Here is a 17,373-nt window from a genome sequence, read left to right as displayed (position 1 = left end):
GTGCTGGCCGACGTCTTGCCGTACTTGGTCTGTCCGCATTGCGGTGGCGACCTCGCGTTGAGCGGGACTTCTCTGCGCTGCCCGAACCGGCACACGTTCGACATCGCCCGGCAGGGCTACGTAAGCCTCTTACGCGAGGCCACGTCGTTCACCGGTGACACTGCCGCCATGACCGACGCTCGCGCCGCCTTCTTGGGCGCGGGCCACTACGCGCCGATCGTGCAAGAGTTGCTGACCGTGGTACCCGGCCCGGGTTGTGTGGCCGACATCGGCGCGGGCATCGGGCACTACCTCGCCGCCGTGCTCGACCACTACCCGGACCGGGTCGGCATCGCCGCCGACGCGGCCAAGCCCGCCCTGCGCCGCGCGGCCAAGGCACACCCCCGGCTTGGCGCGGTGCTGTGCGACGCCTGGCAGCCGCTCCCGATCCGGAGCGGCTCGGTCGGGTTGGCGTTGAACGTGTTCGCCCCGCGCAACCCGGCCGAGCTGCACCGCGTCCTGCACCCCCTGGGCCGGATGGTGGTGGTCACGCCGACCAGCGCGCACCTGGCCGAACTAGTGTCCACAGTGGACATGTTGACCGTGGCCGAGGACAAGCGCGCGCAGGTCGCCGCCAAGTTGGCGCCCTACTTCGAGGCCGCCGACGAGGTCCGCCGCGACTTCCCGATGGCCCTGTCCCGCCGCGACGCCGCCGCCCTGGTCGGCATGGGCCCGACCGCGTTCCACGCCGACGCGGCCACCATCGACGCCCGGGTGGCCGGGCTGGCGGAGCCGGTCGCGGTGACCGGCTCCGTCGTCGTCACTACCTACCGGCCCATTCCGGCGAACGCCCGGTGAGCGCGAGCACCCGGTCGTGCAGCGGCGCGTCCGGCTCGACCGGCAGCCGCTCGGCGAACACCCCGTCCGGCCCCCACACGTCCTCCGGCCAGCGCGAGACGATCTCGATCAGCGCCTCGGCCAGGTCGTCGGCCAGTCGCACCTCGGTGTCGACCGCTTGGCCGAGGTCCCAGCCGTGCACCAGGGTGTCGCTGAAGTGGATGCCCAGCGCGATGGCGCCGTTGACGGTGCCCTGCGGGATCTCGTAGCGCGTTTCCAGCAGGCGGTCGTCGGTGAACGCCGCGATGACCGCGTCGGCGGTGCGCCGGAAGTCGGTGCGCACGTCCCCGGTCAGCTCCGGCACCGGCTTGTCGAACTTGGTCAGGATGTTGTGGTGGTTCTCGACCATGTGCTCGACGATCTCCCGCGCGGTCCAGCGCGCGCACGGCGTGGGGAGCGCGAGCTGGTCGTCGCTCAGCGTCTCGACCACCTGCCAGGTCGAGTCGACGGCGCGCGAGTACAGGGCCCTGATGTCCATTTTCCCCTCCAGAAAGTGTACGAACGATCGGTCGAATAGTTCCAGAAGAACGAACGACCGTCTAGGTTGTTTTCGTGGACGGCAGACTGGCCCGCGGCGCCGAGACCCGGCGCGCGACCCTGGCCCGGGCGGTGGACATCGCCTCGGTCGAGGGCTTGGACGGGCTGACCCTGGGCAGGCTCGCGGGGGAGCTGCGGCTGAGCAAGAGCGGGATCTTCGCGCACTTCGGTTCCAAGGAAGACCTGCAGCTCGCGGCCATCACCTTCGCTGAGGACGTCTTCGCCGAGCGCGTGCTCAAACCCTCGTTCCAGGCTCCCCGGGGGCGCCCTCGGCTGCTCGCACTCTTGGACCACTGGATGGAGTACTCGCGCAGCAGGGTGTTCCCCGGTGGCTGCTTCTTCTCCGCGATCACCGCCGAGTTCGACGCCCGGGAGGGTCGGGTGCACGACCTGTTGGTCCGTCGCAATCAGGCTTGGGTGGACCTCCTGAAGCGGCTGGTCCAAGACGCGGTGGAGGAGAAACACCTGCCTGCGGAGACTGACGTGGACCAGTTGGTCTTCGAGATCAACGCCTTTGGTCGCGCCGCCAACTTCGAGAGCGTGCTCACCGGGACGGATCTGCCCTACGACCGCGCGACCACTGCGGTACGTGCTCGGCTCAACGCGAACTAGCGAGCAGGCGGGCGTGGCGCGCGGTGGCGATCGGATACCGCGGGTCGGTCTTGGGCAAGACGTCCAAGAGGGTCTCCAAGACCTCTAGGTCCTCGGCGCCGGTAGGGCTTTGCGCGAGCGTCCAGAGGTCCTCGTAGTCGCCGGTGTCGATGACGGCACGGTGGACCGCGGTGACCAGTTCGTCGCGGTGGGCGCGGATCGCGGGGGAGTCGGAGCGAGGCAAGAGCGCACCGTATGACGCCGCCTTGCGAAGGGCGCCTGTGCGCAAGAGCGTTGGTAGAGCTAAGAAGTCTGCGGTTACGTCTGCTGCCAACCGATACGGGCGTGTCAAGACAACGCGCTCGCCCAGGGCTGTGCGCAGGCGATGCACCTCCGCGCGGGCAGTCACCGGGTTCCCAGACTCGCCAAAGAGGGACATGGCGAGTTGGTCGGCGGTAAGACCGTCGCGGTTAGCCGCTAGCAGGGTGAGGATTTCCGCGTGCCGTGGCGTAAGAGGTTGTTCGCGGCCGTCCAGCACCGCAACCGGGTGCGTGGCGCCCAGGAACTCCAAAGTCAGGCGGGGGCGGTGCAATGACCGTGGGACACCGCGCAAACGCAGCAGGTAGCCCTCTTCGAGCGGCTCGACCAGTGCCTCCCGGCCGTCTGGAAGGGACAGTGCGCCCGCCGAGACGTCCAAGCGCTCTGGGAGGGGACCGCAGGACTCGACGGCGAGGACGCGGCCGGTCTGCGTGAGCAACGCGCCCGCGCCGCGCAGGCTGAGCAGGTGGGGCAGGTTGCGCTGCCGGAGCTGCTCGTCGCGCGCGGCCATCCGCAGCCGGAGCTGACCCTCGGCCAGGTGCGCCGCCGCGGTCACCAGGGCCAGCGTGGCCGGGTGCCGCGTCCGCATCGGGCCGGTGATGTCGATGGCCCCGAGCACCGCGCCGGTGTCCGGGTCGTGCACCGGGGCCGCCGCGCAGGTCCACGCGTGGATGGTGCGGACCAGGTGCTCGGCCGAGTGGATCTGCACCGGCGCGTCCAGCGCGAGCGTCGTGCCCATCGCGTTGGTGCCCATCGCCTCCTCGCTCCACCGGGTGCCCTCGGCCAGCCCCACCCGGTCGGCCAGCAGCCGCACGTCCACCTGGCCCTCGCGCCAGAGGATGTTCCCCTCGGCGTCGGTCACGATCATCATGTGCATGGCCTCGTCGGCGATGCCGACCAGCGTCGAGCGCAGCACCGGGAGCACCGCGGCCAGCGGGTGCGCCGCCCGCACGTCGGCCAGGTCGGTGCCGGAGTAGACGATCGGCGGCAGGTGCCCGTCCGGGTCCACCCCACCCGCCAGCGACCGGCGCCAGGAGTCCGAGACCACCGGGCGCGGCGCGACCGGGCCCTGCTCGCCGCTGAGCACGGCCGCGTGGACGCGCCGCATGAGCTGCGCGTACTCCACCGGATCGGTCATCACCACAGATGATGCGCGCCGCCGGCCGCCCGCGGCAACCGTGCAACGTGACTGCAACCCTCCCGCGCCTAGCGTGGCGCACATCACTCCACCAATGGCGCAGGAGGCTGGCCCATGGCCACATACGCGGCCCCGGGGGCGGACGGCAGCGTCGTCCGGTTCGCACCCCGCTACGACCACTACATCGGCGGCGAGTACGTCCCGCCCGCCACCGGCCAGTACTTCGAGAACCCGACGCCGGTCACCGGCGAGGTCTTCACCGAGATCGCCCGGGGCACCGCCGCCGACGTGGACCGCGCCCTCGACGCCGCCCACGGCGCCGCGCCAGCGTGGGGCCGCACCTCGCCCGCCGAGCGCGCGGTCGTGCTGAACAAGATCGCCGACCGGATGGAGGCCAACCTCGAGGCCCTCGCCGTCGCCGAGACCTGGGACAACGGCAAGGCCGTGCGCGAGACGCTGGCCGCGGACCTCCCGCTGGCCGTCGACCACTTCCGCTACTTCGCCGGTGCCATCCGGGCGCAGGAGGGCGGCATCTCCGAGATCGAGGAAGGCCTGGTCGCCTACCACTTCCACGAGCCGCTGGGCGTGGTCGGGCAGATCATCCCGTGGAACTTCCCGATCCTGATGGCGGTCTGGAAGCTGGCCCCGGCGCTGGCCGCGGGCAACGCGGTGGTGCTCAAGCCCGCCGAGCAGACCCCGGCCTCGATCCACGTGCTGCTCGACATCATCGGCGACCTGCTGCCGCCCGGCGTGCTCAACGTGGTCAACGGCTTCGGCGTCGAGGCGGGCAAGCCGCTGGCCTCCAGCAGCCGGATCCGCAAGATCGCCTTCACCGGCGAGACCACCACCGGTCGGCTGATCATGCAGTACGCCAGCGAGAACATCATCCCGGTGACGCTGGAGCTGGGCGGCAAGAGCCCGAACATCTTCTTCGCCGACGTCGCCGCCGCCCAGGACGCCTTCTACGACAAGGCGCAGGAGGGCTTCGCGATGTTCGCCCTCAACCAGGGCGAGGTCTGCACCTGCCCGTCGCGCGCGCTGATCCAGTCCAGCATCTACGACCAGTTCCTCGGCGACGTGGTCAAGCGGACCGAGGCGATCAAGCAGGGCCACCCGCTCGACACCGAGACCATGATCGGCGCGCAGGCCAGCAACGACCAGCTGGAGAAGATCCTGTCCTACATCGACATCGGCAAGCAGGAGGGCGCCCGGGTCGCCACCGGCGGCGCGCGCGCCGACCTCGGCGGCGACCTCGCGGGCGGCTACTACGTGCAGCCGACGATCTTCGAGGGCGACAACAAGATGCGGATCTTCCAGGAGGAGATCTTCGGCCCGGTCGTCTCGGTCACCCGTTTCGACGACTACGCCGACGCGGTGAAGATCGCCAACGACACCCTCTACGGCCTCGGCGCGGGCGTCTGGTCGCGCGACGCGAACACCGCCTACCGGGCGGGCCGCGAGATCCAGGCCGGTCGGGTGTGGGTGAACAACTACCACTCCTACCCCGCGCACGCGGCCTTCGGCGGCTACAAGCAGTCCGGCATCGGCCGGGAGAACCACAAGATGATGTTGGACCACTACCAGCAGACCAAGAACCTGCTGGTCAGCTACTCCGACCAGGCCCTCGGATTCTTCTGATGGACCGGGTCGCGATGACCGAGGAGGCGGCGGTCGTCCTGCGCCGCCTCCGGGTCGCGCACGGGCCGCTGATGTTCCACCAGTCCGGCGGCTGCTGCGACGGGAGCTCGCCGATGTGCTACCCGGCGGGGGAGTTCCGGACCGGGGCGTCCGACGTCCTGCTGGGCAACCTCGCCGTGCCGGGCGTCGAGGAGGAGGTGCCGGTGTGGATGTCGGTCTCGCAGTTCGAGTACTGGCGGCACACCCACCTGACCATCGACGTCGTGCCCGGTCGCGGCGGCGGGTTCTCCCTGGAGGCGCCCGAGGGCGTGCGCTTCCTCATCCGCTCGCGGCTGCTCACCGAGGAGGAGCTGGCCGCGCTGTGACGGCGTCCCGGTGTGGCCCGGTTGGGGCGCACCGACCCCCGCACCGGGGCGCCACCGGGCGGGAATGTTTGCCGGGGTCGGTTCGTTGGTAGGCCTGTACTCGCTATGCCCCGGACTGAGGAGGCCACGTGGCTACGGTCGAACTGACCACCGACAACTTCGACGAGGTCGTGGGCGGTGGCGGAACCGTGCTGGTCGACTTCTGGGCGTCCTGGTGCGGCCCGTGCCGCCAGTTCGCCCCCGTCTACGACGCGGCCTCGGAGAAGCACGACGACATCGTCTTCGCCAAGGTTGACACCGAGGCCCAGCAGCAGCTCGCCCAGGCGTTCAACATCTCGTCGATCCCCACCGTGATGGCCGTCCGCGACGGCGTGGTGCTCTACTCCCAGCCCGGCGCGCTCCCCGCGCCCGCGCTGGAGGACCTGATCACGCAGGTGAAGGCGGTCGACATGGCCGAGGTGCACGCACAGGTGGCGGCGGCGCAGGCCGAGGGCGACGCCTAATAAGACCAGCAGGCGGTTCCAACGCACGAGCCCGGTGGGTAACCCCGCCGGGCTCGTTGCCGTTCAGACGACTACGGCGATAAGGGTGATCAGGAACGTAAGCGCTGCCAGAGCGGCTAAGACGATCGCGAAGGTGGGAGTGGGTTCGCTTATCTGTACCGGCTCTCTTACTACGGCGGGCGCTCTTACCGGTTCGGGTCTGGGTTGCTCCGCGAGCGCTACCCGAATCCGATCCGCTACCGCGGCCGCTTCCGCGCCCAGCCTGACTTCCACCGGTGCAGGGGAGTCGTCGAGCGAGCTCAGGTAGCGCTCGGCCAGGTTGTGCGCGAGCCGCGCCGCTTCGGAGTGTTCCCGCACGGTCGCGGTGCTGACCCGTCGCCGAAGAGTCGCGCCCGAGACTGGGAGACTGGGCAGGAAGACGATCTGTGGAGGGGCTGCTCCTTCCGGGCTCGTATCGGTGTGTTGGTACGTCGAATAGGTCCACGGGACCGGCCTCGGGTCGAGAGCGGCCCGTGCGGCGGCCACCAAGCGCACCGGGTCCGATTCGGCCGCGACCACGCTCACTAGCGCGGTCGGCTCCGCCAACAGCACCTGCACCAGTGCCTCGACCTCCGCACGCACCAGCTTGCCCAGCAGGTGGCACTCATCGAGGAGGCTCTTGGCGGAGAGCGGCATCAGGACGCCGGTCGGCGCGCCCGTCAACCAGCCCGCCCACGTGGTCAGCCCCACCGACAGCGGTCGCAGCGCGGCCACCGAACCGATCAGGCAGTGGCACGAGGTCCAGCCGGTGACCGGGGAGGCGGAGCGGCGCACCAGCGCCCCTTGGTCGCCGAACTCCAGGTAGCTGAACGCCTCCGCCGGAGCCCACTGCACGCCATCGACGCGGACTGGGGCGATCCGGACGTACCTGGTCAGCAGCTCCTGCCAGCGCACGGCCGAAGCCTCGAAGCCCGCCGAGGCCCGCGTTGTCGGCGGCCCGTTTTCCGGCCTGCCCCAGACCAGTTGGTGGACGAGGTCAGTCGACGGCGCGGAAGTCATAGCGGTCCCTGATCTCCTGGTTGAGGAACGTGCCCAGGCTCTTGGCCGAGGCGAACTGCCAGTAGATCTTCTTCGGCACGTCCAGGTACTGGTAGACGCGTCCGTTGTGGAACTCGACCTCCAGCACCCGGCGATCCGCGTCGTAGCCGACCGCGGCGATGCTCTCCGAGGTCACCGGCCTGCGGTCCATCAGGTGGGGCGCAGGATCGCGCGAAGGGCGTCCAGGACAGCCGGGTCCTCGATGGTCGAGGGCACCGGCTCGTCGCGGCCGTCGGCTATCCCGCGCATCGTCTTGCGCAAGATCTTGCCGCTGCGGGTCTTGGGCAAGCCGTCCACCACCGCCACGTCGCGGAACGCCGCCACCGGGCCGATCTCTCCGCGCACGGCGGCCACCAGTTCCTCCCGCAGCACCGAGTCCTCGATGTCCGCACCTGCCTTGAGCACCACGAATCCGCGTGGTACCTGCCCCTTCACCGCGTCGTGCACACCGATCACCGCGCACTCGGCCACCGCCGGGTGCGCGGCCAGCACCGCCTCCATCGAGCCGGTGGACAGCCGGTGCCCGGCCACGTTGATCACGTCGTCGGTGCGGCCCATCACGAACAAGTACCCCTCCTCGTCCAGGTAGCCGCCGTCGCCGGTCAGGTAATGGTCGGGGTAGCGGGACAGGTAAGAGTCGATGAAACGCTGGTCGTCCCCCCATAGGGTCGGCAGACACCCCGGCGGTAGCGGTAACCGGATCGCGATAGCGCCCTCCTGGCCCGCTGGCAGGGCAGCGCCATCGGCGTCGAGGACCCGGACGTCGTAACCGGGAACGGGGACGGTCGGGGACCCCGGTTTGACCGGCATCGGCTCAAGACCCCGCAGGTTCGCGCAGATCGGCCAACCGGTCTCCGTCTGCCACCAGTGGTCGATGACCGGGACACCCAGTTTCTCGGTGGCCCAGTGGTAGGTCTCCGGGTCGAGCCGTTCGCCCGCCAGGAACAGCGCGCGGAAGCCGCTCAGGTCGTACTTCGCCAGTTCCGACGCCGTCGGGTCGACCCGCTTGATCGCGCGGAACGCGGTGGGCGCGGTGAACAGCGCTTTGACGCCGTACTCGGCGATCACCCGCCAGAACGCCCCCGCGTCCGGTGTGCCGACCGGCTTTCCCTCGTACAACACCGTTGTCGCGCCTGCGATAAGAGGCGCGTAGACGATGTACGAGTGCCCCACCACCCACCCGACATCTGACGCCGTCCAGAACACGTCCCCGGGGTGGATGTCGTAGACGTTGGGCAGCGACCACGCCAACGCGACCGCGTGACCACCGTTGTCGCGGACGACGCCCTTGGGCTTACCGGTGGTCCCCGAGGTGTAGAGGATGTACAGCGGGTCCGTCGCCTTGACCGGCACGCAACCCACCGGCTCGGCCGTCGCCATCGCCTCGTCCCAGTCGACGCCGGTGGGCTCGGTCTCCACCTGCGGGCGGCGCAGCATGACGACGTGGTCGGGCTGGTGCGCCGAGATGGCCAGCGCCGCGGTGATGATCGGCTGGTAGGCCACCACCCGGGTCGGCTCGATCCCGCACGCGGCCGCCACGACCACCTTCGGCCGCGCGTCCGCCAGCCGGTCGGCCAGCTCGCGCGGGGCGAACCCGCCGAACACGACCGAGTGCACCGCGCCCAGCCGCGCGCAGGCCAGCATCGCCACCACCGCCTGCGGCACCATCGGCATGTAGATGACGACCCGGTCGCCGATACCGACGCCCAGCCCGCGCAGCACGCCCGCGAACCGGGCCACCAGGTCGGTCAACTCGGCGTAGGTGAACCGGGCTCGCGTCCCGGTGACGGGGGAGTCGTAGATCAGCGCGGTCCGCGCGCCGTGCCCGGCCGCGACGTGGCGGTCGAGGGCGTTGTGGCAGGTGTTCAGCACGCCGTCGGGGAACCAGCGGTAGATCGGGGCCGCGGTGTCGTCGAGCGCCCTGGTCGGCGCGGTGTCCCAGTCGACTGGCCCGGCGGCGGCCAGCCAGAACCCCTCGCGGTCGGCGAGGCTGCGCTGGTAGGTCTCGGCGTAGCTGCCCATCCACGGCCTCCGATCGGGTCCCCTGCCGATACCTTGCCACCGATCGTCTCGCCGAGCCCGGCGCGAACACGGGCATCGATAGACTGTTCGACGGACCGGGGTGTGCACGGCCACCACAACCCGGGGGGCACGTGTGACGTCCTGTGGACAAACGACCGGTTTCGGTCACAGCTCGACATACCCTGGAACCGGGTGCTCGCCACCTGGTCTCATTGGTGGTCGGGTCGATGGAGAGAGGAGCTGGTGGACGCGGTGCTGGAGCTCGCTGCTTCACTGCTGTCCTTCGCGCACAGCATCTTCGGTCCCGGGATCTGCCCCGGTGACTGGGTCTGGGCGACGAGCACCGCCGGTGCGCTGATCGCGCTGCTGCCGGTGCTGGCGACAGTGATCATCGCGCTGGTCCGCAAGATCACCGGCAACACCTACAACCTGGCCACCCTGATCGGGTTCGGCGCGGTCGGCGCCTTCGCCGCGTTCCTGATGCCGTTCCTGCTGTTCAACGGCATCAGCAGCGTCTACCGCGGCGTGTTCAACGGCGAGCCGGTCGGCTTCAGCGCGGCCGAGGTGCGCTCGTTCATGGAGGGCCACTGCTGGGTCGGCCCGCAGAACGAGTACCTGGGCGGCCGGGCCACCGGCTACGAGGTGCTCTTCCACCCGTACGAGACCTGGCCGATGTACCTCCTGCGGCTCGGCGGCCTGGTCGTGCTGCCCGCGGTGTGCCTGCTGTTCGTGCTGCTGCAGGCCAGGGCCGCGATGCGCCGCGGGCCCAAGTGGCCGAGCAGGCTGGTGTGGATCCCGTTCGCGCTGATGGCGCTGCTGAGCCTGCCGGTCGAGGCGAACACCGCGGCGCACCTGTGGATGGGCTTCCTGCCGATCAGCATCCTGGGCCTGGTGCCGGTGTACGTGATCGGCCCGCCCGCCTGGTCGGTGATCCAGCGCAGCTACCAGCAGCCGGAGCCGAGCGGCCCGCCGCCGCCCCAGCAGCACCCGCAGACCCAGCACCCGCAAGCCCAGCACCCGCAGTCGCAGCCGTACAAGCCGCCGCCTCCGCAGCAGCAGATCCCCAAGTACGTGCCGCCACCCCCGGTGCAGCAGAAGCCCCCGCCCCCGCCGGTGCGCAAACCGCCGCCGTACGTCCCGCCGCCCCCGGTCAACCCGACCCTGCGGGAGCCCGAACCCGACCGCGCCGCCCTCGCCCGGCTCGCCGCCGACCCCGGCCCGCTGCCGTTCAGCCCGCGCGGCGCCACCCCGCAGGCCCCGCCGATCAAGCCGTCCGGCAGCCGCTTCCGCCGCGTCCGCGCCCTCGGCCAGGGCGGCTTCGGCACGGTGTGGCTCGCCGTCGACACCCAGCTCGACCGCACGGTCGCGGTGAAGATGGCGCACGCCCCCGACGCCGAGACCGAGGAGCGGATGCTCCGCGAGGCCCGGGCCCTGGCCGCCGTGCACCACCCGAACTGCGTGCGGGTGTACGACATCGTCTCCGAGCCCGACGGCCTGGGCCTGGTGATGGAGTACATCGAGGGCCAGCCGCTGGCCGACCGGGTCACCACCGGCGGCCCACTCGACGACGTCGCCGTCGCCCGGCTGTGGATCACCATGGCGGGCGCCCTCTCCGCCGCCCACGCCAAGGGCGTCCTGCACCGCGACGTGAAACCGTCCAACATCATCATCGACCCGGACGGCAACGCGCACCTGATCGACTTCGGCATCGCCCGCTCCAAGGGCGACTCCACGCTGACCGCCACCGGCATGATGGTCGGCACCCCCGACTTCCTCGCTTCCGAGACGGCGGCGGGCGCCAACGCCACCCCAGCCTCCGACGCCTGGCAGTTGGCGGCGACGGTCAGCTACGCGCTCACCGGCAAGCCACCACGCGGCACCCGGGACAACGCCATGGCCGCCCTGATGGCAGCGGCCAAGGGCGAACCCCTCTCCGAACTCCCCGGCCGCAGCGCCCACCGACGACTCCTGATGGCATCACTGGACGGCGAACCCGCCCGCAGGCCGACACTGCGAACGGTGGCCCGGGAACTGAGCGACTGGCTGGCCCGAGAAGGCCACACCGAGACCGGCCCGGTCACCCAAATCGTGCGCCGCAAGGACATCGAAGCCGAAGACCGAACCCGCCCCATGCGGTAGTCGCGACCACAGCACCGCTCCACCAAAGCCTGCTGCCCCGCCCCCCGCAGAGCTTTCGCTCCATCCGCAAGGTCGCCCACCCTGCGCTGCTCCAGAGAGAAGCCCGGTCCAGCAGAGCCTGGCCCGGTTCGGCCCAGCTCGGTTCGGCCCAGCGCAGCTCGGCCCGCCTGGCCGAGCCCGGTTCGGCTCAGCTCGGCCCCGCTCGGCCTCACTCCGCCCAGTCCTGTTCTGCCCCACCCGCCAGCCCCGACCCCCTGTCCCCAGCCACCGTCGTTTTCGCGCCCTGTTCTTGAAGAAAGCCGACCCCGCTGGTACCGCCGGCCCCCGACGGACACTGCTCGATCTGGTGGACTGCCTTTGTGTGGGGTGGGGGACCCTGCAAACTTGCCGTGCGTGGGGATGCCCTTCACCCCACGCTTTTTCCCCACGCAGGGTCCCTAGGGGCCCCACGCAAAGGCAGTCCACCAGATCGAGCCCACCGCTCTACCCGCGGCACCCCAGACGACGAGACACCAGAAGAGCAACGGGACACCAAGAGCGACGGGGACGCCACAGGGCAGCCCAAAGACGCAGCCCGAAAGCAAGAAAGCACTGGGCAAGCGAGACCGCGAGCGGTAAGAAGCAGCCAGGAGGTGGCGTGTTGGCCGGTAGAGGGCTGCTGATCGCGCTAGTCGGCGTCCTGGCCCTGTTCGCCGACCGGTTCGTCAAGATCCCCGCAAACATCACCTCCTACGTCATCGGCGCCGCCATCGCGGTGATCGCCGTCGGGGTGCTGCTCCTCCTGGTCGACGCCACCGAGGAATGGGGGTTCGCGTTCTGGGGGTTGGCGGTCTGCGGGCTGGCGCTCAGCGAGTTGATCCACCCCTGGCTGCCGCCGGGGGTGCGCCCCTACGTGCTCTGGACCGGCCTCGGGATCGTGGTCCTCGGGGTGTTGGGCGCGCTCGCCGTCGGGTTGGTGCTGCTGGCCGAGGAGCAGGGCATGGTCTGGGCGGGCGGCCTGGTCGCCGCCCTGGGGGTGGCCGGGGTCGTGGTCGGGCTCAGCCTCGACCTGGGGCTCTGGCTGGACCCGGTGCTCGACATCGTCTCGGCCACGCTCATCCCGGCGGGCGCGACCTTGGCCGTCATCCCCGACGACGACACCCTCGACTACCGCGAGCTGTTGGCGGGCGGTGGGCTCACCGTCGCCATCGCGGCGCTGACCTCGGTGATCACCACCGATCCCGCCGCCTGGTTGTCGGTCCTGCTCGGTGGGGTCGCCGCGTTCGGGTGCTTCGCGGTCACCCCGCTCGCCTTCCGCGGGCGGACCGGGGCCGACGCGGTGCTGCTCGGCGCCGCGGCCTGCGGTGGTGCGGCGACGTTCGCGTTGATCGCCCTGCTCAGCGGGCGGGTCTCCGGCTGGTGGTCGCTGCCGGTGGCCGTGCTCATGGTCGCCGCCTGCACCGCCGCCGCCGTGGCCTACCGGCTCGCTTGGCGCATCACTCGGCAGCCGGTCCTCGAGCGCCCGGAGCTGCGGCTGGCGAGCTACCTCGCAGACCTCGCGACCCGTCCCGACCAGGCGTACCGGCTGCTCCCGCACAACTGGTGATCAGGCCTGGGCCAGGTAGTACTTCCGCACAGTCGTGGCGATCCGGCGTTCGCGCGCCAGCCCGTTCGCCAGTGCCGCCGCCAGCGCCGTCCGGCCGAGCGCGGTCAGCTCCCGCACAGCCTTGCCCCTGAGCATCATCGGTATACCGGCCGCGGCCAGGCTCATCGCCAGCAGCAGGCCCCACAGGTGGTCCGGGTCGGCCGACCGCAGCACCGGGTCGATGTCCCAGGCGGGCGAGAGCTCGCGGTACCAGGCCTCCTGGTCGGCCAGCAGGTCGGTGAAGTGGCGCAGGGCGCGCCAGCCCGCGGCCGCGTCGCCGTGGTCGAGCAGGGTGGCCAGGGCCGTCGCGGCGGGCTCGTCGCCCAGGGCCCGACCGATCCGGTGCACGCAGTGCACCCGGAGCAGCACCGGCAGGGTTCCGTTGGCGGCCAACGACTTCAGCTCCACCGCCACGTCCCGCACGGCCGCTTGGGCGACCAGGCCGTCGATCGCGGCCAGCCGGTCGTCGAGGTCCAGGGCCGCGTCGAGCACCCGGGAGCGCAGCGCCAGCCAGTTGGTCTCCGCCTGCCGCTCGGGCGCCGCGGCCACGTTGCGGACGAGGGCGAACGCGTCGGCGGTGCGGCTGTTGATCTGCTTGGGCGCGGGCAGGTTGCGGCTGCGCAGTCTGCGGTCGAGTTCGCGGTAGAGGGTGTGCATGGACAGCAGGCCGTTGCCGTCGGGGACGCCGCCGCGCAGCACGCTGATCAGTTCCCCGGTGAAGGCGGTGTGCCGTTCGCCCTTGGGGGCCAGCGCCGCCAGGTCGCTGGGTGCGGAGGCGAGTGTGTAGGCGCCCTGCACCTCGAACTGGGCGTCGGTGAGTCCGAGCACGTTGACCTGGCCCAGTACCCGCTCGGAGTAGCAGCTGTCGACGATGAGCACCTGCACTTTGGCTGGGCTGCTGAGCATGGCCGAGCGCAGCTGTTCGGTGCTCCAGACGTTGTAGTTCGGGTACTCCAGCTCGGTGTCGCGCATCGCCAGCCGGAGTCGGCCACTGTCGTCGAGCAGGCTGTGGCCGCTGAAGTAGATCAGCAGCAGGTCCTCGGCTGTCCGGGCGATCCGCTCGATCTGGGAGGTGCCGCTGGAGGTGTGGTCGTGCAGCACGTGGCAGGACGCCGGGTCCAGCCCACCCAAGGCCGGGTCGGTGAGCACCGCCCGCAGGTCCTCGACGTTGTTGCGCACGGACGGCAGGTCGGGCAGGGCGGGGTCGTCGTAGTGCGCGCTGCCGACCAGGATCGCCCGTGACCGGTGCGGGTCAGCCAGCCGCATCCTGGTCTTCCTCGTGCATGGCTTTGACGGCGGCCTCGATGAGCAGCCGCAGGCTCTCCGGGTCGGCCTTGATCCGCTTGCTGTCCAGCGACAGCGAGTTCTTGCCGATGGCCAGGTCCAGCTTGACGTCCGAGCGGCGGGTGCGCAGCCAGGTGCCGATCGAGGCGAGCAGCACGGTGAGCGCGCCGCCGCCGCTGACCGCCACGGTCAGGGCGTCCCAGGGCGAGCCCATCTCGTCCTCGCGCGGCGCCGCCTGGCGCATCCGGACCCGGCCGCGCAGCTCGTCCTCGTGGCGCAGCCAGTCGAACAGCGCCGTGATCGCCTCGCCGGATTCGTCGGCCGCCGCCACCTCTACGTCCATGGGGAGAACCTACCGGGGAGATCGTCCTACGCGGTCTGACTCGCGAAGGTCCGGCGGTAGTCCTTCGGCGCCACCCCGACGATCTTCTGGAAGTGGTGGCGCAGCAGCGCGCCGCTGCCGAACCCGCACCGGCGGGCGACCTCGTCGACGCTCATCGGGGTCTGCTCCAGCAGCCTGCGGGCGTGCAGGATCCGCTGCGCGGATAGCCACTTGTGCGGTGTGGTCCCGGTCTCGGCGACGAAGTGCCTGGCGAAGCTGCGCTCGGACATCCTGGCCCGCTGGGCCAGCGCGGCCACGCTGTGCTCCTCGGCCAGCGTCTCCAGCATCCAGGCCAGCACCGGCTGCAGGCTGTCGCTGGTGCACTCGGGGATCGGCAGGTCGACGAACTGGCGCTGGCCGCCGTCGCGCTGCGGCGGCACGACCATCCGGCGGGCGATGGCGGTGGCCGCCGCCGAGCCCAGTTCGCGGCGCACCACGTGCAGGCAGGCGTCGATGCCCGAGGCGGTGCCCGCGCTGGTGACGATGTCGCCGTCGTCGACGAAGAGCACGTCCGGGTTGAGCCGGGCGGCGGGGAAGCGGGCGGCGAACTCGGCCGCGTGCCGCCAGTGCGTCGTGCAGGCCCGGCCGTCGAGCAGACCCGCGGCGCCCAGGATGAAGGCCCCGCTGCACTCCGAGAGGAGCGTGGCCCCGCGCGCGCTCGCCTCGCGCAACGCGGCCAGCACCGCGGGCGGGTACTCGTCGCGGATGTAGGCGGCGGGCACCGCGACGAGGTCGGCACCGACCAGGGCGTCGAGCCCGAGCGGTGGGGTGATCGCCACGCCGACTTGCGCGTTCACCGGCTCACCGGGGTGCTCGCCGCAGACGCGCAGTTCCACCAGCGGCACGCCGTCGTCGGTCCGGTCGATGCCGAACACCTCGCACAGCACACCGAACTCGAAGGGCGCCACACCGTCGATGAGCACGGCCGCCACGGTCTTCAGCATGCCGCTAGCGTAGCTGGCAGGATTTTGTGGGACAAGGTCAGAACTGCCACTGTTGGCAGTAAATCCGCCATCGCAAACTTAGTGCCATGACTACCGCATTCGTCCTCGTCGCCCTGCTGGCCCTGCTCGTCTACGGGCTGGACCGCAACCACACCGCCGACCGCCCGACCACCCGGCTGGCCGGGTCCACTGACGTCGAGGACCGCGACCTCGTCCGGGTCACCGCCGAGCTGCGGGTGGCCGACCGGCGGGCCACCCGCGTCGAGCGGGTCAGCGCCAGGACGGCAACCACAGTTCGGCCTGCCAGCGCCACTCGGTGATCGAGTCGCCGTTGAGGATCGGCCACAGCCAGAGGAAGTTGGCCACCACCAGGCCCACGTAGAGGGCCACCGCGAGCAGGCCGGTACGACGGCGTTCCGGCCCGTCCTCGGGGGTGCCCAGCAGGTGCCCCAGGCACAGCGTGATGCCCAGCACCAGGAAGGCCGCCATCGGGGTGGCGTAGAAGAAGTACATCTGCCGGTCGAGCATGGTGAACCAGGGCAGGTACCCGGCGGCGTAGCCCGCGACCACCGCCGCGTAGCGCCAGTCCAGCCGGGCGAACATCCGCCACAGGCTCCAGGCCAGCACCGGCAGCGAGAGCCACCACAGCGCGGGCGTGCCGATCAGCATGGTGGCCGAGACGCACTTGCTCTCGCCGCAGCCGAGGGTGGAACCGTCGTAGTAGTAGAGCATCGGGCGCAGGCTCATCGGCCACACCCAGGGCTTGGACTCCCACGGGTGCTGCTGGTCCGGCTTGGTCACCAGGCTCGAGTGGAAGTCGAGCACCTTGTCGGTGTAGCCCCACAGCGAGCCGAGGGCGCCCTTGATGATCGAGATCGGGTCGCCGCCGGTGGTCTCCACCAGGTGCCGGTCGATGCCGGTCTCGCTGCCGAACCAGGCCCACCAGGTGGCCAGGTAGGCCAGCAGCGCGACCCCGACGAACGCCCACAGACCGGGCAGCAGGTCGCGGAACGCGGTACCCAGCCACGGCCTGCGCACACCGGCCGAGCGCCGCGCGGTGACGTCGAACAGGATGGTCAGCAGGCCGTAGCCCGCCATGAAGTACAGCCCGGACCACTTGACGCCGCAGGACAGTCCCAGCAGGACCCCGCCCGCGAGCCGCCACCAGCGGACGCCGAGCCGCGGGCCATAAGGGGAGTCGTTGATCCAGCCCTCGGACACCGCGATCCACAGCCGGTCGCGGACCTGGTCGCGGTCGAGCAGCACGCAGGCGAACGCGGCGAGCACGAGCGCGGCGTGGAAGATGTCGAGCATCCCCATCCGCGACTGCAGGTGCGAGACGCCGTCGGCGATCAGCAGCACGCCCGCGACCCCGCCGAGCAGGGTCGAGCGGGTGAGCCTGCGGGCGATCCGCACGACCAGGACGACCATCAGCGTCCCGGCCAGCGCGGCGGTGAACCGCCAGCCCCAGCCGCTGTAGCCGAAGAGGAACTCGCCGATCGCGATCAGCGACTTGCCCAGCGGCGGGTGCACGGTCAGCTCGAAGCCCGGGTTGTCCTCGAACCCGCCGTTGCGCAGCATCTGCCACGCCTGCGGGACGTAGTGCTTCTCGTCGAAGACCGGGGTGCCCTGGTCGGTCGGGAAGCCGAGGTTCTGGAACCGGACCACGGCCGCCAGCACGCCGATCACCGCGGTGACCAGCCAGCCGCGCAGCCGGTCGGCGGGCATCGGCTTGCCCAGCAGGCGCGTGCGCGCGACGTCGGTGGGATCGGCCGCCGGTGTCACCGGTTCGGGTGACGGTGCCCGGCTGGCCTCGTCGTCGACTACGAGGGCGCTCACGGGGGGAGATCGTAGGGTGCCAGGTGTGCGATCCGCGTCGGGAACTTCCGGATAGTGGTGAACCGGTATGTCGCCCACCGCCCGCTATCAACTGAT

General features: G+C 70.9%; 17 protein-coding genes. 8 read left to right on the top strand and 9 right to left on the bottom strand.

What is annotated here, in order from left to right; genetic code table 11:
* Positions 1–837: a putative RNA methyltransferase gene (locus QSK30_RS26525; protein WP_352231625.1), complete on the top strand. Its 837-nt coding sequence runs from the start codon at positions 1–3 to the stop codon at positions 835–837.
* Here QSK30_RS26525 and QSK30_RS26520 read toward each other — a convergent pair.
* Positions 803–1,354: a TIGR03086 family metal-binding protein gene (locus QSK30_RS26520; RefSeq protein WP_285506810.1), complete on the bottom strand. Its 552-nt coding sequence runs from the start codon at positions 1,352–1,354 to the stop codon at positions 803–805. The two genes, QSK30_RS26525 and QSK30_RS26520, sit on opposite strands and share 35 nt — an antisense overlap.
* 74 nt (positions 1,355–1,428) lie before the next feature.
* Between QSK30_RS26520 and QSK30_RS26515 the strand changes: the two genes are divergently transcribed.
* Positions 1,429–2,025, top strand: coding sequence for a TetR/AcrR family transcriptional regulator (locus QSK30_RS26515; protein ID WP_285506808.1), 597 nt, complete (start codon positions 1,429–1,431; stop codon positions 2,023–2,025).
* Here the strand turns inward: QSK30_RS26515 and QSK30_RS26510 are convergent.
* Complete coding sequence (locus QSK30_RS26510) at positions 2,012–3,460, bottom strand: GAF domain-containing protein (RefSeq protein ID WP_285506806.1); 1,449 nt, start codon at positions 3,458–3,460, stop codon at positions 2,012–2,014. The two genes, QSK30_RS26515 and QSK30_RS26510, sit on opposite strands and share 14 nt — an antisense overlap.
* 114 nt (positions 3,461–3,574) lie before the next feature.
* Between QSK30_RS26510 and adh the strand changes: the two genes are divergently transcribed.
* The 3 genes from adh to trxA all read left to right on the top strand — a co-directional run bounded on the left by adh (position 3,575) and on the right by trxA (position 5,966).
* On the top strand, positions 3,575–5,098 hold the full coding sequence (gene adh, locus QSK30_RS26505) for an aldehyde dehydrogenase (protein WP_285506805.1): 1,524 nt from the start codon (positions 3,575–3,577) through the stop codon (positions 5,096–5,098).
* Positions 5,098–5,463 (top strand): DUF779 domain-containing protein, encoded by a 366-nt coding sequence (locus tag QSK30_RS26500; protein WP_285506804.1) that lies wholly within the window; start codon positions 5,098–5,100, stop codon positions 5,461–5,463. The genes adh and QSK30_RS26500 overlap by 1 nt, the downstream gene beginning before the upstream one ends.
* A gap of 128 nt (positions 5,464–5,591) precedes the next feature.
* The gene (gene trxA / locus QSK30_RS26495) at positions 5,592–5,966 is read left to right on the top strand and encodes a thioredoxin (protein ID WP_285506802.1); all 375 of its coding nucleotides are present in this window, start codon (positions 5,592–5,594) and stop codon (positions 5,964–5,966) included.
* Between the two features lie 63 nt (positions 5,967–6,029).
* Here the strand turns inward: trxA and QSK30_RS26490 are convergent, their stop codons facing one another.
* From QSK30_RS26490 to QSK30_RS26480, 3 genes are read right to left on the bottom strand one after another with little or no spacing between them, the layout of a single operon-like run.
* Positions 6,030–7,004 (bottom strand): hypothetical protein, encoded by a 975-nt coding sequence (locus QSK30_RS26490; RefSeq protein WP_285506801.1) that lies wholly within the window; start codon positions 7,002–7,004, stop codon positions 6,030–6,032.
* Positions 6,982–7,179: a KTSC domain-containing protein gene (locus QSK30_RS26485; protein WP_285506800.1), complete on the bottom strand. Its 198-nt coding sequence runs from the start codon at positions 7,177–7,179 to the stop codon at positions 6,982–6,984. The genes QSK30_RS26490 and QSK30_RS26485 overlap by 23 nt, the downstream gene beginning before the upstream one ends.
* A gap of 14 nt (positions 7,180–7,193) precedes the next feature.
* On the bottom strand, positions 7,194–9,065 hold the full coding sequence (locus QSK30_RS26480) for a propionyl-CoA synthetase (protein WP_285506799.1): 1,872 nt from the start codon (positions 9,063–9,065) through the stop codon (positions 7,194–7,196).
* Between the two features lie 243 nt (positions 9,066–9,308).
* On the opposite strand from QSK30_RS26480, the gene QSK30_RS26475 reads away from it, so the two are divergent.
* Both QSK30_RS26475 and QSK30_RS26470 read left to right on the top strand, forming a co-directional pair.
* Complete coding sequence (locus tag QSK30_RS26475) at positions 9,309–11,204, top strand: serine/threonine-protein kinase (RefSeq protein WP_285506798.1); 1,896 nt, start codon at positions 9,309–9,311, stop codon at positions 11,202–11,204.
* 637 nt (positions 11,205–11,841) lie between these two features.
* Entirely contained in the window at positions 11,842–12,789 is a 948-nt protein-coding gene (locus QSK30_RS26470) for a hypothetical protein (RefSeq protein WP_285506796.1), read from the top strand.
* Here QSK30_RS26470 and QSK30_RS26465 read toward each other — a convergent pair whose 3' ends face one another.
* The 3 genes from QSK30_RS26465 to QSK30_RS26455 are packed head-to-tail and all read right to left on the bottom strand — an operon-like array spanning position 12,790 to position 15,438.
* Positions 12,790–14,094, bottom strand: a complete 1,305-nt coding sequence (locus QSK30_RS26465) for a caspase family protein (protein ID WP_285506795.1) — start codon at positions 14,092–14,094, stop codon at positions 12,790–12,792.
* Positions 14,081–14,455 carry an effector-associated constant component EACC1 gene (locus QSK30_RS26460; RefSeq protein ID WP_285506793.1) on the bottom strand — a complete coding sequence of 125 codons (375 nt, stop codon included), beginning with the start codon at positions 14,453–14,455 and terminating at the stop codon, positions 14,081–14,083. Before QSK30_RS26460 ends, QSK30_RS26465 begins: the two co-directional genes overlap by 14 nt.
* 26 nt (positions 14,456–14,481) lie before the next feature.
* Positions 14,482–15,438, bottom strand: coding sequence for a GlxA family transcriptional regulator (locus QSK30_RS26455; protein ID WP_285506791.1), 957 nt, complete (start codon positions 15,436–15,438; stop codon positions 14,482–14,484).
* 86 nt (positions 15,439–15,524) lie between these two features.
* Here QSK30_RS26455 and QSK30_RS26450 point away from each other — a divergent pair, with 86 nt between their 5' ends.
* Positions 15,525–15,758 (top strand): hypothetical protein, encoded by a 234-nt coding sequence (locus tag QSK30_RS26450; RefSeq protein WP_285506790.1) that lies wholly within the window; start codon positions 15,525–15,527, stop codon positions 15,756–15,758.
* On the opposite strand, the gene QSK30_RS26445 is transcribed toward QSK30_RS26450, so the two are convergent.
* The gene (locus tag QSK30_RS26445; RefSeq protein ID WP_502871889.1) at positions 15,709–17,277 is read right to left on the bottom strand and encodes a dolichyl-phosphate-mannose--protein mannosyltransferase; all 1,569 of its coding nucleotides are present in this window, start codon (positions 17,275–17,277) and stop codon (positions 15,709–15,711) included. The two genes, QSK30_RS26450 and QSK30_RS26445, sit on opposite strands and share 50 nt — an antisense overlap.
* Between the last annotated feature and the right edge of the window lie 96 nt (positions 17,278–17,373).

It is taken from the genome of Actinokineospora sp. NBRC 105648, assembly GCF_030269645.1.
GTDB lineage: Bacteria > Actinomycetota > Actinomycetes > Mycobacteriales > Pseudonocardiaceae > Actinokineospora.
Note: the sequence above shows the minus strand (reverse complement) of the source record. Positions and strands in the feature narration are given on the sequence as shown.

Excerpts from the sequence above, each read along its gene's own strand:
- QSK30_RS26520 (WP_285506810.1), bottom strand. The coding sequence starts at position 1,354 with ATGGACATCAGGGCCCTGTACTCGCGCGCCGTCGACTCGACCTGGCAG.
- QSK30_RS26510 (WP_285506806.1), bottom strand. The coding sequence starts at position 3,460 with ATGACCGATCCGGTGGAGTACGCGCAGCTCATGCGGCGCGTCCACGCG.
- adh (WP_285506805.1), top strand. The coding sequence starts at position 3,575 with ATGGCCACATACGCGGCCCCGGGGGCGGACGGCAGCGTCGTCCGGTTC.
- QSK30_RS26500 (WP_285506804.1), top strand. The coding sequence starts at position 5,098 with ATGGACCGGGTCGCGATGACCGAGGAGGCGGCGGTCGTCCTGCGCCGC.
- QSK30_RS26490 (WP_285506801.1), bottom strand. The coding sequence starts at position 7,004 with ATGACTTCCGCGCCGTCGACTGACCTCGTCCACCAACTGGTCTGGGGC.
- QSK30_RS26480 (WP_285506799.1), bottom strand. The coding sequence starts at position 9,065 with ATGGGCAGCTACGCCGAGACCTACCAGCGCAGCCTCGCCGACCGCGAG.
- QSK30_RS26465 (WP_285506795.1), bottom strand. The coding sequence starts at position 14,094 with ATGCGGCTGGCTGACCCGCACCGGTCACGGGCGATCCTGGTCGGCAGC.
- QSK30_RS26460 (WP_285506793.1), bottom strand. The coding sequence starts at position 14,455 with ATGGACGTAGAGGTGGCGGCGGCCGACGAATCCGGCGAGGCGATCACG.
- QSK30_RS26455 (WP_285506791.1), bottom strand. The coding sequence starts at position 15,438 with ATGCTGAAGACCGTGGCGGCCGTGCTCATCGACGGTGTGGCGCCCTTC.
- QSK30_RS26450 (WP_285506790.1), top strand. The coding sequence starts at position 15,525 with ATGACTACCGCATTCGTCCTCGTCGCCCTGCTGGCCCTGCTCGTCTAC.